Here is a 14,110-nt window from a genome sequence, read left to right on the forward strand (position 1 = left end):
GTGCCGCGCCTCACCTCCAGGGGGCGTTGGCGAGGGCGTCGAGCCAGGCGACGAGCTCGGCGGTCTCGGGGGCGGTCAGTTCCCTGCGGATCGCGATGGCTCGCTTGGCGTGGTCGCGTGCGGCATCCGGGTCGTCCTCGGCGAGAGCGTGGGCCAGGCCTTGGTGGGCGCGGACGATCTGCGGACTGCTGTCGATGGCACGGGCGATGTTCAGCGCCCGCTGATGGCGACGGCGGGAAGCCCTGTGACGGCCCGTAGCCCGGTACGTATCACCAAGGTCGTTGAGGATCTCACTCTCGGCCCGTCGGTCGCCCGTCCGACGGCTCAGCGAGAGGGCTCGTGCGTGGTGGCGGACGGCCTCACCGAACCGTCCCAGCTGCCGGTAGCCGGTGCCGATGTTCGTGAGGGTCAAGGCTTCGCCCCACGGATCACCGAGGCCCCGGTAGCGATCCAGGGCCCGGCGGTGGTGGTCGAGGGCCTCGGCCGTCCGCCCCAGTCGGGCGTACACGGCACCGAGGCTCGTCAGGCTCAGGGCCTCCCCCCAGGGAGCGTCCAGGTCGGCATAGAGGGCCAAAGCCTGCTGATGAAGGTCGATGGCCTCCTCGTTCTCCCCCATTGCCCCTTGTGCGATACCGAAGTTGGTGAGGAGGACGGCCTCGCCCCACGGGTCGCCGATCTCGCGGCACAGGGCCAGGGCCTCCAGACCGCGGCTGAAGGCGTCCTCATGCCGACCCGCGTACCAGCAGGCGATGGCGAGGCTGGTGAGGATCTCGGCACGGGCCGGACGACGGTCGAGGCTCTCGGCGGCAACCAGGGCGAGTTCATGGGTATCGACCCAGTCCAGGGTGCGGCCCCGGATGTCGAAGAAGTGCTGGAGGACGTGGGCATATCGCCAGACATGCTCAGCGCGGCCCCGGGCAGCGGCGCTGGTGATCAGCGCCACGAGATTCGCGTGCTCGGCCTCGTACCAGTCCAGGGCAGAGTCTCGGACCCTCACATCCGGCACGTCGACGGGCGGCCGGTCGATGTCGAACGCGAGCAGCCGCTGTCCCGGCGCCACCACACGGCGGGCGTCGAGCGCGGTGGAGAGGTAGTAGTCGAGGAGCCGGAGTTCCGCCTCGTCCTGCCGCGCGGGTGGTTCGGTCTCGCGCAGTACCTCCTGCGTGTGCCGTCGCACCAGGTCGTGCAGTTGGTAGCGGTGGGGCACGTACTGTTCCAGCAGGTGCACGTCGACGAGTTCCTCCAGCCCCTGCCGCGCCGTCGCCTCGTCCGTGCCGGCCAGCGCGGCGGCCGCGTACGCGTCGAGATCCGCACCGGGATGCAGCCCGAGGAGCCGGAACAGCCGTTGGAGGTCGGGGCCCAAGCGCGCGTAGGAGAGGGCGAAGGCCGTCCTGACCGCGTGCCCGTTGCCGCTGCCGCCGGTCCGGCGTGAGCCCACGCGCAGCTCGGTGACGAGATCGTCCGCCGTCCACGCGGGCCGGTGTGCCAGGCGGGCCGCGGCCATCCGGATGGCCAACGGCAGGTATCCGCACAGCTTGGCGATCTCGGCGACTGCGCCGGGCGCGTCGCCGACCCGGCTGCGACCGGCGATCCGGATCACCAGCGCACACGCGTCCGCCTCCGTCAGCACATCGAGCGACAGCGGGACGGCACCCTCCAGGGCAAGGAGGCGGCGCCGCGAGGTCACCAGCACCGCGCACGAGGCGGAACCGGGCATCAGCTGCCGCACCTGCTCGGCGTCGGCCGCGTTGTCCAGAACCACCAGCGCCCGCCGGCCCGACAACGTCGTGCGCCACAGGGCCGACCGTTCCGGCAAGGAGTGCGGAATACGCGCGCCGTCGACACCTGCCATGCGCAGCAACTCCTCCAGAGCCGCTTTCGGTGCCGTCGGTGCGTGCCCGGGGGTGAAGCCGTGCAGGTCGCAGTAGAACTGCCCGTCCGGGAACCTGTCGGCCACGAGATGGGCTGCGTGCACCGCCAGCGACGTCTTGCCGACGCCCGCCATGCCGTCGATCGCCGACACCACGACCGCGCTCATACCGCCACCGAGGAGGTCCGCGAGCCGGGTCACCTCGTCGGTGCGCCCGATGAAGTCCGGTATGTCGTACGGCAGATACTGTCCTGATGCTCCCTCCGGCACGTCGGCCGAGGCCGTGGCGAGGAGGCGCTGCCGGTCGTCCGTTCCCAACCCGAGCGCCTTCGCGACCTCCCGCACCGAGGCGACGCGGGGCACCCGGTTCTGCCCGCGCTCCAGCGCGCGGATGGTCCGGGCCGACAATCCGGCCCGGTCCGCCAACTCCTCCTGGGTCAGACCGGCTCGCCGCCTGTAGTCACGCAGCACCGTGTCGAACCGCTCCGGCATGTCCTCCTCCTCTTCCCGAAAGACCTGGACGGAGAGGCCTGGACCGAAAGACCTGGACCGTGCGGCCTCGCGCCACCCGGCTCTCCTCCTTGGGGACTGTGGCCCACTCGGCACAACGTCCGCTGAACGTCCGCTGGACGTCCTGTCGGTGGCAGGCGCCGGACGGCAGCATCGTATGCGTCCCACCGAGCAGGACGCCCGCCGTCAACCCCCAGTTCCACAAGGGCTGTTGACGCTGGGCTCGGCCGCATTGCGGCAGGGGACGACCACCGCACATCCCCTCGTCCACTGGAAGACTGGGAGACCAACATGATCAAAGGTCGGATCGCAAGGACCGTAGCCACGACGGCGCTCGTTCTGGGCGGAGCACTGTCCATAGCACCGAACGCACTGGCGGACAGCGGCTCGTCGGCGACCAGCGCTGCCCCGTCCAGCAACTCCGTACAGGCATCGTGCTGGGGCCAGCGAGTGTTCGGCAGCGCGGGCCATCACGGGAACAAGACCTGGTGCAACTCTGGCCGGTATCGCGAAGTGATCACGTGCGAGACCCTCGGGGGCTACCAGTACGTCCACTACGGCCCCTGGGTATGGGCCAGCGCGGAGAGCACCGCCTGGTGCAACCTCGGGGACGAGATCATCGGGGACTACACGCAGGTGGGTTGAGCGACAAGATCCCTCACCGTGAAGGCCGGCCTCAGCCGATCCCCCTGAGGCCGGTCACCTGCATGCCACAGACCGCTCCTGTACGGCGGCCACCTCGCCGGGGCCCCGAGGGTGAGGCTCCGGCCCCGTGCCGTGAACCCTGTCCGCCGTCAGTGACAGTGGCCGTGACCGTGACCGTGACCGTGTCCGTGTCCGTGTCCGTACGGTTCCGGCCCGCCCGTATCCGCCCGGGGGGTACCCAGGTCGTCGGAGCGGCCGGCGTCAATGCGCGGCCACTGGGCCGTGGGACGGCCGCCCGGCCACTCCCGCAGCGGCGGCCAGTCGGGAGCCCCGCCCAGGGTCCGTGTGGCGTGCCCGCGGCATGGCCAGCCGACCGGTGAGTCCTCCCAGCTCTCCTGGCGTCCGTACGCGGTGAGATCCATGAGCGCGTAGCTGTAGTCGACCGCCTCGACCCCGCGGCGTCTGGTCCAGTACGTCTCGAAGACACGATCACCGTCGCGCAGATAGCACACCAGGTGGAACAGTCCGAGCTCCCGGCCGACGAGTAGCGTCTCCAGCGCGGGTTGCGCGGAGTACCAAGGCATCGACCAGCCCATGAAGTCCCGGTAGTTCCGACTCTCGTCGTACGAGGCCTGGGCATCGGCAAAGCCGTAGGCCGTATTGCGCCCCTGAGAGAACACGGCGAACGTGATGTCGCGAGCGTGCAGATAGGCCAGCTCCCCCACGTGGCTCATCACCCAGGTACAGCCTTCGCACTGTTCAGAGGACGGCCGACCGGGCCACCACATGAAGTAGTAGGCGATCAGCTGGCGTCGCCCCTCGAACGCTTCCAGAAGCGTGACGGGGCCGTCCGGCCCCAGCAGTTCGCTGTCCCCGGCCACCTCCACCATCGGGAGCCTGCGGCGGGCCGCGGCAATCGCGTCACCCTCGTGGGTATGGGCCCTCTCCCTCGTGCGCAGTCTCTCCAACTGCTCCTCGAAGGCCGCGCGGTCGACGACCAGGGGCTGTCCCGTACTCGGCTTCTCGGACATCAGCGGCTCCCGGGGGCGCTTCGTCGTGGCAGCGGTTCGCTGCACAGCAACTTAGCCGCCCGACGGGCTCACCCTCCGCAAGCGACTCGGCTTCACCATCTGCGACCTGCGGGTGCGTTGAGGACGCGTCCGTCCGCAGGCACGGGCGTCGGGCCGGTCCAGGCGCCCCCGCGCGCCCCAGCCCGGCGAGCGCTGCGGTGCAGCACGGGGCCCACCCACCGGTGACGGTGCGGGTGACATCCGGAGCGCGACGACCGGCACGGCCGAAACAGTCAGGGCCAGTAGCAGCACAAACTCGGCATACTGAACAGTGCTCGCCGGGGTACAGGGGTCGGCATGGCATCCAAGACCGAGCTCCTCATGTCCCTGCGGGCCGTGCGGCAACTGCGCCGGGTTCGAGCCTTCTACACCCTCGGCCTCGCCCTGTGGGCCGCGTCGACCGCCTGGACGACCTGGCAGTCTCCCGGCAGCCGGCAGATGTGGGCGTCCGCACTGCTCCTGACCGTCTTCACCGGCCTCCTGGGCCTGGCATCCCTGTGGCTACAGCGCCTCCAGACCCGCAGCACGCACGTCGCCCATCACGCAGCCTCCCGCAGGACCCGGCCAACAGGTCACGCCCACGCCTGAATCCTGTCCGGCACGTCCAGGGCGCGGTCGGCCCTGCTGCACCAGCGGCACCCAGGCAGCGGACCGCGTACCAGGACTCGATGAGGACGACGACCACAGTCCTCCGCGCGGGCACCCAGTACACGAGGTACGCGAGGTACACGAGCCGGAGGCAGTCGACGTCGTTGGCGCGGCCTCCTCCGCTCCTGCTGTCGCCCGGGGCCGGTTCGCCGGCATCGGGTTGATGGAGGTGGCGGCCGGGGCGCGGTCCAGGACGTCCAGGCTCGGCTCTGTTGGGGTGCCGGGTCGGCATCCGCACCGCCTGCCAGCGCCCGCTGCCCCGCCCCACCCAAAACCAAGATCGCCTGAGACCCAACGGAGTCCTGCTACTCGGACGGCTGCCACCACGCCCGCCGGACCTGCTCGAACCGCATCGGCAGCGCCTCCCACCCCAACTCCCCCGCATGGCGCACGTTCTGGCCGGTCGCCCAGCGCTTCCACGACCACAGCAGTCCGGGCGCGTCCAACGGCAAACCCACCTGCTTGATCACCCCGCCCGACCTCTTCGTGTGGTGCACCGTCACGAACAGGGCCTCCACGGCTCCGCCCCCGATGTGCTCCGCGACCAGCTCCGCGCGGCGCTTCAACCAGGCCGCCAGCACCACATGCAGATCGTCGGCCACGTCCACCGTGTGCAGAGACTTCCACTTCGACCGCACCACCAACAGCTTCCGCGCCCGAGGCCGGTACGCGCCGCACCGCGTCGCCAGCACCTCCGCCCGCCGCAGGGGCGCCAAACCCCCTGCGCCCGAAGCCCGTACCACTCCCACGATCACCGCAAGACGCAGCACCTCGTCCGAACAGCCCTCCGTCCGGGCCTGCGTCCAGAGTTCACGCCACACCCACTCCGCTTTCGCCCGCCCCACCGTGTCCAGCGGATACCGGCCCCCGTCCACCGCTGCTGTCGTGGACGCGACGTGCCGCTCGGGAACCTTGCCCATGTCCATACCGCCCCACAACCTCTCCCGCCTGGCACAACAGAGTCGCTTGGCTCACTATTTTTACTGAAAACAGCCTCTCCTTCTCGGCATCGGCCAGGCCGGCAAGGCCACTGCCGCAGCCGCAGCCGGTAGCCGGGTTCGCCCAGCCGGACAACTGACAGCTGACAGCTGACAGCGCGCAATCTGCCGCCGCGGTTGCCATCCGCTGTCCGATACGGAATGACGTCGCTCTTCCTCTCACGGCACTACCGCGTAGGCTGACCCCCAGCAGCTGGTTCACCCCGTCAGCCAGACGGGGTGTCGCAAGAGGGAACCCGGTGGAAATCCGGGACTGCCCCGCAGCGGTGAGCGGGAACGACCGCCGTCATACGCACTGGGTCCGAGATACGGGGCCTGGGAAGCGACGGCCAGTAGGTGTCCTCCGTCAAGGAGGGTGTGCCCGCGAGTCCGAAGACCTGCCAACTGCCCGTGTACGGACCGTTCCGTGCGCGGATATTTCCGGTGACCTCGTGGGCGGGTCGGCGTACACATCTGACGGAACGACCGCGCCTTTGCGCGCGAAGTCGTCGCCGTCGGGTTCGTCAGTCCCTTCGCGCCCTCGTCCCGTCCCCGGGGATGTTCAGGAGTCATCTCGCGAAGGAGATTTCCATGACAGCGAAGTCCGCAGCCGCGGCAGCACGGGCCACCGTGTACGGCTACCCCCGTCAGGGTCGGAATCGTGAACTCAAGAAGGCCGTCGAGGGCTACTGGAAGGGCCGCGTCACCGCCGATGCCCTCAGGAGCACCGGCGCCGAACTCCGACGGAGCAATTGGCGCCAGCTCGCCGACGCCGGCATCCACGAAGTGCCGACCGGCGACTTCTCGTACTACGACCACGTTCTCGACACCACCGTCATGGTGGGTGCCATCCCCCCGAGGCACCGCAGCGCCGTCGACGCCGACGCGCTGGACGGCTACTTCGCCATGGCCCGCGGCACCCAGGACGTCGCGCCGCTGGAGATGACCAAATGGTTTGATTCGAACTACCACTACCTTGTACCGGAGTTGGGCCCCGACACGGTGTTCACGGCCGACTCCACCAAGCAGGTCGCGGAGTTCGAGGAAGCCCTCGCGCTGAGCCTGACCGCCCGGCCTGTACTCGTCGGCCCCGTCACCTATCTCCTGCTCGCGAAGCCGGCCCCGGGCACCGCCGCCGACTTCGAACCGCTCACCCTCCTGGACCGGTTGTTGCCCGTGTACGCCGAGGTCCTGGCGGACCTCCGTGCGGCCGGGGCCGAATGGGTGCAGCTCGACGAGCCGGCTCTTGTGCAGGACCGCACCCCGGCCGAGCTGAACGCCGCCGAGCGCGCCTACCGCGATCTGGGAGCGCTCACCAATCGGCCCAAACTGCTCGTCGCCTCCTACTTCGACCAGCTCGGCGAAGCGCTGCCGGTCCTGGCCAAGGCACCGGTCGAGGGCCTCGCCCTGGACTTCACGGGGGCGGCCGCGGCCAACCTGGACGCGCTGGCTGCCGCGGGCGGGCTTCCGGGCAAGCGACTCGTCGCCGGTGTGGTCAACGGACGCAACATCTGGATCAACGACTTGAGGAGGTCGCTGGCCACCCTCGGCACCCTCCTCGGGCTCGCCGACCGGGTCGACGTCTCCGCCTCGTCCTCCCTGCTGCACGTCCCGCTGGACGCCGCCGCCGAGCGCGACATCGAGCCGCAGATCCTGCGCTGGCTCGCCTTTGCCCGGCAGAAGACCGCGGAGATCGCCGTCCTCGCCAAGGGAATCTCCCAGGGCACCGACAGCATCACGGCCGAACTGGCCGCGAACCGGGCCGATTTGGCGTCCCGCGCCGCGTCTCCCCTCACGCACGACCCGGCCGTACGGGCTCGCTCCGAAGCCGTGACGGACAGCGACGCCCGCCGGACCCAGCCCTACACCGCACGCGCCGCCGCGCAGCGGGCACACCTCGGGCTGCCGTTGCTGCCGACCACCACCATCGGCTCGTTCCCGCAGACCACCGAACTGCGCACCGCCCGTGCCGACTTGAGGGCGGGCCGGATCGACATCCTGGGCTATGAGGCGCGGATCAAGAACGAGATCCGCGAGGTGATCTCCTTCCAGGAGAAGACGGGCATCGATGTCCTGGTGCACGGTGAGCCCGAGCGCAACGACATGGTCCAGTACTTCGCCGAGCAGCTCACCGGATACCTGGCGACGCAGCACGGCTGGGTCCAGTCGTACGGCACCCGCTATGTCCGCCCGCCGGTCCTGGCCGGCGACATCTCCCGCCCCGAGGCGATGACGGTCCGCTGGACGGCGTACGCGCAGTCGCTCACCCACCGCCCGGTCAAGGGCATGCTCACCGGGCCGGTCACCATGCTCGCGTGGTCCTTCGTCCGGGACGACCAGCCGCTCGGCGAGACCGCCCGCCAGGTCGCCCTCGCCCTGCGCGACGAGGTCAACGACCTTGAGGCCGAGGGGACTTCGGTGATCCAGGTGGACGAACCCGCGCTGCGCGAAACCCTTCCGCTGCGGGCGGGTGACCGTGCGGCCTACCTGGCGTGGGCCACCGAGGCGTTCCGGCTCACCACGGCCGGGGTGCGGCCGGACACCCAGATCCACACGCACATGTGCTACGCCGAGTTCGGCGACATCGTCCAGGCCATCGACGACCTCGACGCCGATGTCATCAGCCTGGAGGCCGCCCGCTCCCACATGCAGGTCGCGCGCGAACTCGCCACGCACGGCTACCCCCGCGAGGCCGGCCCCGGCGTGTACGACATCCACTCCCCCCGCGTGCCGGGCACCGACGAGACCGCCGATCTGCTGCGGACCGGCCTCAAAGCCATCCCCGCCGAGCGCCTGTGGGTCAACCCCGACTGCGGGCTGAAGACACGCGGCTGGCCCGAGACCCGCGCCTCCCTGGAGAACCTGGTCGCCGCGGCCCGCACCGTGCGCGGTGAGCTGACCGCCTCCTGATCGAACCGGCGGGCCGGGACACTCGGAGCGTCCCGGCCCGCCGCGCCGCCGTCGTCCCTCTCGCCTGGTCCGCGAACGAGGACGTCGCCGGAGTCAGTGGGGTGGGTAGACCCGGGCGAGTACGGCGACGGTGGCAGCCATGGCCCGGCGCAGTTCGGCCGGCGCGACGACCTCGACGTCGATGCCGAGCCGCAGCAGTTCGCCGCACACGTGGTCGGTGCTCTCGGTCGGGATGACGGCCTCGACCCATCCGTCGTCGCCGACGGGGGCCGCGGTCGAATCGACCGCCCGCACCACCTCGGGGGGCACGTTGTCGGGCAGGCGCCGACGTCCCTGCGGGGAGAGACGGATGGTGGCTGTGCCGGTGTAGCGGCGCGCCTGGAAATCGTTGAGGTAGGAGGTCCAGTACTCGCCCAGGTCGAACTCCCGCGGCCGATCGAACCGCTCGTCGGTCATCACCGCATCGAGGATCTGGGTGACACGGTAGGTCGCTGTCCGGCGCTCCGCGGCGGCAACGACGTACCAGATCCCGGATTTGAGCACCAAGCCGTAAGGGCGAAGCCGACGATGCACCTCCTGCGGCGCGCGCCATCGGCGATAGCGCACGTCCACCGCACGCCGGGTGAGCACCGCGTCGACGAACAGCGGCAGTTGCGGTGTCTGCTCGGGTTCCCGGTACCAGCCCGGGGCGTCCAGGTGGAACACCGCCGCGGTCTGCGCCGCCTCCTCGCGCAGTCCCGTCGGCAGCGCGGCCAGCAGCTTCAGCCGTGCCGTTGCCACCTCCTCGGCCAGGCCCAGGTCGGCGGCGGGTCCGGGCAGGCCGGCGAAGAACAGCGCTCGTGCCTCGCCCTCGCTCATCCCGGTGAGGCGGGTGCGATAGCCGTCGAGCAGCTGGTAGCCACCCCCACGGCCCGGCTCCGCGTAGACCGGGACCCCGGCGTCCTGAAGACGCGTCAGGTCACGGTAGGCGGTCCGCACGGACACCCCCAGCTCCTCGGCGATCGCGCGTGCGGACATACGGCCACGGGATTGCAGCAACAACAGCAGCGACAGCAGTCGACCGGCAGACATGAGGTGATTCTCCTCGGAAACCCTGACAGCACGTGGCACACGTCTCCCCTAGCGTCCATCCACATGCGGCTCCGGCCGAACGCCGCCGGAGCACCCCGGAGAACACTCCGGAAAACACCACCGAGCAGGAGTACGCCCGTGCCCCCTACCACCCCCGTCGGCTGTCCCGCCGTGATCGAGCTTCGCCAGTACACGCTGCGTCCGGGTCGGCGCGACGAACTCATCGAGCTGTTCGACCGGGAGTTCGTCGAAACCCAGGAAGAGGCCGGTATGGCCGTGCTCGGCCAGTTTCGGGACCTCGATGATCCGGATCGCTTCGTCTGGCTGCGCGGCTTCCAGGACATGGCAGTTCGACACCGTGCGCTGACAGCCTTCTACGGCGGACCCGTCTGGGCCACGCACGGTCCTCGGGCCAACGACACCATGGTCGACTCCGACGACGTCCTGCTGCTGCGGCCCCTGTCCGCCGGGAGCGGCTTCGCCGTCCGCCCGGCCGAGCGGCCCCAGGCCGGTGCGCGGTCATCCGACCGGTTCGTGTCCGCCACCGTCTGGTCCTTCCCTCCCGGACGGCAGGACGGCATCGCACTCATCCGGGACGGACTCCTCCCGCTGCTCCACCAGACAGGGCCCGCGCCACTGGCCGTCCTGATCTCGGAGACAGAGCACAACACATTCACCAGGCTGCCGGTCCGCACCGGAGAGAACGTCGCCGTGGTCTTCACGTCCTACCCCTGCGAAGGTGCGCACCGCCAACACCTGGCCGGGATACAGGCCCACCCCCTCGCACAACAGATCCTGACCGGCATCGGCCGCGAACAGACCGCAGCACCAAGGACGCTGCGGCTGGTCCCCACGGACCGCTCGCTCATCTGCTGACCTCCACGCCGGACCAGACGCCGGACCAGACGCCGGACCAGGGACGGGACCAGGGGCCGTGACGGCAGTCAGCGGACCAGGCGGAAGAACCCCCGAATCTGCTCGACCAGCGACTCCGGCTGCTCCAGCGCCGCGAAGTGGCCGCCACGCGGCAGCTCCTCGAACCAGCGCAGGTCGGTGAACCTCCGCTCGGCCTCCCGCCGCGACGGACGGGTGATGTCGCGCGGGTAGACCGAGAGCCCGGAAGGCGCGGTCACCTTGTCCCGGAAGTTGGCGAAGCTCTCCCAGTACAGGCGCGCCGACGACGTGGCCGACGCGGTGAACCAATAGACCGAGATCTCGTCGAGGATCGCCTGTCGCGACAGCGCGTCCTCGGGATGGCCGTCGTTGTCCGTCCACGCCCAGAACTTCTCGGCGATCCAGGCGGCCTGCCCCGCCGGGGAGTCGGTGAGGCCGTAGCCGAGCGTCTGCGGCCGGGTCGCCTGGATCGCCGAGTACCCCCGGCCGGTGCGCTGCATCTCCCTCTCGGCCTCAAGGTTCGCCAGTTCGGCGGGCGTCGGGTCGTCGAACGCGCCCGCCGGGACGGATCCCAGGTTCAGGTGCACGCCGGCGACCCGCTCGGGCGCCACCTCACCCAACGCTCCGGACACGGCCGAACCCCAGTCGCCGCCCTGTGCGCCGTACCGTTCGTAACCCAGCGAGACCATCAGCGTGTCCCAGGCGCGCGCGGTGCGAGTGATGCCCCATCCGGTCGTCGACGGCTTGTCGCTCCAGCCGTACCCGGGCAACGACGGCGCGACCACGTGGAACGCGTCCGCCGGGTCGCCGCCGTACGCACGTGGGTCGGTGAGCGGGCCGAGGACTTCCAGGAACTCAAGCACCGAGCCCGGCCACCCGTGCGTGAGCACGAGCGGGAACGCGTCCGGCTCCGGTGAGCGGACGTGCAGGAAGTGGATGCCCAGCCCGTCGACCGTGTCGCGGTACTGCGGGAACACGTTCAGCCGCTCGCCGAACCCGAAGTCGTACTCCTCGGCCCAGCTGCGGCACAGCTCCTGCGCGTACGCCAGCGGCAAGCCCTGCGACCAGTCGGTCACCGGCTCCCGTTCGGGCCACCGTGTCCGCCGCAGTCGCTCACGCAGGTCCGCGATCTCGGCATCGGTGATGCTGACCTTGAATGGCTCGGCAGACATGGCAAGGCTCCTTTACTGGTCGAGGCGACACGGGATCAGATGCTGGTGGACCATCATCGCGGGCTCCCGCGCGCGGCGTCGGGTCGGGGGCGCCGGGTCGGGCCGGCCACGTGTGCGGTACTGGCGGTCCGCTATCGCTCCGACTGCTTGTTCCGCGCATTCGAGGCGCGGATCAGACGTTCCGTCAGGAGAGCGAACAGTCCACAGCCGACGCCCCAGGCGATCATGAGAGCCACACCCGACGGCTTGTCGAAGTTCACTGCGTCCGGCGCGAAGGGCAGCGTCGCGGCGATGAGCAGGACAACGATGACCAAGGGTCGCATGAGGATGCTTTCTCTCGTCGCACTTCTCGTATCCCTTGCAAGATCTGCGTGATCGATACCACGGAAAGGGTGCCCCTCCTCCGCCTCCGAGGGCAGCCGTCAAGTACCCAGTCGGGTCGGCGAGGGCGAGGACGTTGCCGATGGCGTCGGTGCGGTGGTAGGAGCTCTTCCCCTCCCTCGTCATGGAGTTGAGGGTTCCCACCCGTTCGCAGACAAATCCCTTGTCCTGATAGCCAGTTGTGGACGCGGTGAGGCCGGTCTGCGTCTGGTGAACCAGGTGTCGCCGGTGCGGATGCGTTCGGTGATTCCGGGCCTGAGCACGCCGCGTGGCAGGCAGGCCTACCCGAGTCTCAGAAGCAGCACCACGTCCACATCGGTGTCCCGATGGCGTACGTCCTCATCAAGGTCGTCTCCGGCGGCATCCCGTCCGCGGCATGAGTATCCGTACTCATGTGCAGGCACAGCCAGTACAGGCACCGTGTCAGATATGAGCAACCTCCCGCCTGCTCCACCAGTCGACTCCTCTGCCTACTGGGACGTGCCCGACCGGCTGCATCGGGGTGCGGATGCCGCTATCGGCTGTGTGCTGGTTCTCCTTGAGCTGGTGGCGCTCGCCATCTGCGTGGTCGCCTGGCCGTTCATCGACCACTTCGAACTCGACCCCCAGGCCCCTCAACACCCCTATGTCTTCTGGGACTACGCGCCGGCCATCGCCGTGCTCGGTGCCGTCGTGGTCGTGGTGGGAGTGGTTGCTGTCAAGGGACGGGCGACGATCACGGCCGTGTCTCAACTCCTGATCGCCCTGCTGGTTGCCGCGGTTCTCGCCGTCGGCTCCGCAGCACAGCTGCACGAGGACAAGCGCCAGTCGGCACCCGAGCCGGCCGGCCGAGTGCTCACCGGGGCGACCGATCCGGTTCAGGAACCCACGGCTGGCAATGAAAGCGATGCGTGATCAGCAGGCCGGACCGAGGCTGTTCGAAATGTCGGACGGCCCAACCGGCGTCCAGGAACCAGCTGAGTGCCACAGTGCAGCCCGCCGGCCCGGCGCCATCCACCATCGCACTCGACAGCACGCGTTGTGGCGAGTTCCCCGACCGGATCGAGGACTCAGCTTGTCGATTGAGCTCGATCGCTTGCACAACGCCACGAGCATGATCGACATGTCGAGGCATTCCGTGTTGGAGCTGGTACCAGAGGACGACCCTCTGGGCGGCATGCGCCCGGTCCTGGACAAGGACTGGGCCATCCTGGGCCACGAGCCCCAGACGGGTTTCCCGGATCGCTGCTGGATCCTGCACACCATCACGGTGGGCGGGCAGCGGGTCCGACTGAGCCCACGACCCACCCCACCAGCCCTCACGCTCTTGCGGATCTGTGGGACCCGTGGACGGCCTCCGTATGGAGCAGACGTTCCGTCACAGAACCGCACGCATACGAAGGCCGCGGAGGTGAGGCTGTTGCACCACGACGCCCAGCACGAGGCCTTCGACTTCACGATGCTCTGCAACGACGGTCGGGTGGCGTCTCCGTCGACCTGACATTGCTGACCGAACACCGGCATGGGCACGGCGCTCTGTCCGACGCGCACAAGCAGGGGACTGTCGAGTCAGACGGGTCACGGAAGGCACTGGCCGTGCTGCGGCAGCCCAAGTCCGCCTACGCGCACCAGGTCATGGCGGTCGATGCCTCGCCACGGTCACGAAGGCGTGTCGAGGCCCGTGAGGAAACGGGCGATGTCGAGGCCCGTGATGAGGTACTCCTCGAAGGTTCTGTTGTTGAGCGCCCAGGGGGAGCGGTGCTGCCGAATGAGGTCTATTGCAGCGGTCGGTGCGTAGCCCAGCTCGATGAGGGTCTGCCCCATCAGCAGCCCGGAAGCGGTTGAAGCCGGCGTTGCACCGGATCAACGTGCGGTGTCCGCTGCTGACGGCATGCGCCGCGTCCTGAGCGAGCTGTTGGACGGTGCTGAGCTGTGCGCAGGTAAGGGGGGCGTCGGGGATCTCGGCGACGCGGTGGTCAACGT

Annotated in this window: 12 protein-coding genes and 1 riboswitch; of the genes, 5 read left to right on the top strand and 7 right to left on the bottom strand. The window is 69.5% G+C overall.

Annotated features, from left to right (window positions below; genetic code table 11):
• Positions 1 to 10: 10 nt before the first annotated feature.
• Positions 11 to 2,362 (bottom strand): ATP-binding protein, encoded by a 2,352-nt coding sequence (locus CG740_RS19025; protein WP_100576351.1) that lies wholly within the window; start codon positions 2,360 to 2,362, stop codon positions 11 to 13.
• 309 nt (positions 2,363 to 2,671) lie between these two features.
• Between CG740_RS19025 and CG740_RS39710 the strand changes: the two genes are divergently transcribed.
• On the top strand, positions 2,672 to 3,025 hold the full coding sequence (locus tag CG740_RS39710; RefSeq protein WP_159030333.1) for a hypothetical protein: 354 nt from the start codon (positions 2,672 to 2,674) through the stop codon (positions 3,023 to 3,025).
• Between the two features lie 149 nt (positions 3,026 to 3,174).
• Here CG740_RS39710 and CG740_RS19030 read toward each other — a convergent pair whose 3' ends face one another.
• Positions 3,175 to 4,056, bottom strand: a complete 882-nt coding sequence (locus tag CG740_RS19030) for a DUF899 family protein (RefSeq protein WP_100576352.1) — start codon at positions 4,054 to 4,056, stop codon at positions 3,175 to 3,177.
• 336 nt (positions 4,057 to 4,392) lie between these two features.
• On the opposite strand from CG740_RS19030, the gene CG740_RS19035 reads away from it, so the two are divergent.
• A complete protein-coding gene (locus tag CG740_RS19035) occupies positions 4,393 to 4,683 on the top strand; it encodes a hypothetical protein (protein ID WP_100576353.1) in 291 nt (96 codons plus the stop codon).
• 365 nt (positions 4,684 to 5,048) lie between these two features.
• On the opposite strand, the gene CG740_RS19040 is transcribed toward CG740_RS19035, so the two are convergent.
• On the bottom strand, positions 5,049 to 5,669 hold the full coding sequence (locus CG740_RS19040) for a hypothetical protein (RefSeq protein WP_100576354.1): 621 nt from the start codon (positions 5,667 to 5,669) through the stop codon (positions 5,049 to 5,051).
• Positions 5,670 to 5,918: 249 nt separating this feature from the next.
• Positions 5,919 to 6,140: riboswitch (cobalamin riboswitch) on the top strand.
• Positions 6,141 to 6,311: 171 nt separating this feature from the next.
• On the opposite strand from CG740_RS19040, the gene metE reads away from it, so the two are divergent.
• The gene (gene metE / locus CG740_RS19045) at positions 6,312 to 8,630 is read left to right on the top strand and encodes a 5-methyltetrahydropteroyltriglutamate--homocysteine S-methyltransferase (protein ID WP_100576355.1); all 2,319 of its coding nucleotides are present in this window, start codon (positions 6,312 to 6,314) and stop codon (positions 8,628 to 8,630) included.
• Between the two features lie 93 nt (positions 8,631 to 8,723).
• On the opposite strand, the gene CG740_RS19050 is transcribed toward metE, so the two are convergent.
• Complete coding sequence (locus CG740_RS19050) at positions 8,724 to 9,701, bottom strand: helix-turn-helix transcriptional regulator (RefSeq protein ID WP_100576356.1); 978 nt, start codon at positions 9,699 to 9,701, stop codon at positions 8,724 to 8,726.
• A gap of 138 nt (positions 9,702 to 9,839) precedes the next feature.
• On the opposite strand from CG740_RS19050, the gene CG740_RS19055 reads away from it, so the two are divergent.
• Positions 9,840 to 10,577: an NIPSNAP family protein gene (locus CG740_RS19055; protein WP_100576357.1), complete on the top strand. Its 738-nt coding sequence runs from the start codon at positions 9,840 to 9,842 to the stop codon at positions 10,575 to 10,577.
• Between the two features lie 68 nt (positions 10,578 to 10,645).
• Here the strand turns inward: CG740_RS19055 and CG740_RS19060 are convergent, their stop codons facing one another.
• Positions 10,646 to 11,767, bottom strand: coding sequence for an epoxide hydrolase family protein (locus CG740_RS19060; RefSeq protein ID WP_100576358.1), 1,122 nt, complete (start codon positions 11,765 to 11,767; stop codon positions 10,646 to 10,648).
• A gap of 131 nt (positions 11,768 to 11,898) precedes the next feature.
• Positions 11,899 to 12,090: a hypothetical protein gene (locus CG740_RS19065; RefSeq protein WP_159030334.1), complete on the bottom strand. Its 192-nt coding sequence runs from the start codon at positions 12,088 to 12,090 to the stop codon at positions 11,899 to 11,901.
• Between the two features lie 487 nt (positions 12,091 to 12,577).
• Here CG740_RS19065 and CG740_RS19070 point away from each other — a divergent pair, with 487 nt between their 5' ends.
• Positions 12,578 to 13,042, top strand: coding sequence for a DUF6234 family protein (locus CG740_RS19070; protein WP_159030335.1), 465 nt, complete (start codon positions 12,578 to 12,580; stop codon positions 13,040 to 13,042).
• Between the two features lie 744 nt (positions 13,043 to 13,786).
• On the opposite strand, the gene CG740_RS41750 is transcribed toward CG740_RS19070, so the two are convergent.
• Positions 13,787 to 13,951, bottom strand: a complete 165-nt coding sequence (locus CG740_RS41750) for a hypothetical protein (protein ID WP_324901124.1) — start codon at positions 13,949 to 13,951, stop codon at positions 13,787 to 13,789.
• Positions 13,952 to 14,110 lie beyond the last annotated feature (159 nt).

This window comes from Streptomyces sp. CB01201 (assembly GCF_002803085.1).
Taxonomy (GTDB): Bacteria; Actinomycetota; Actinomycetes; order Streptomycetales; family Streptomycetaceae; genus Streptomyces; species Streptomyces hundungensis.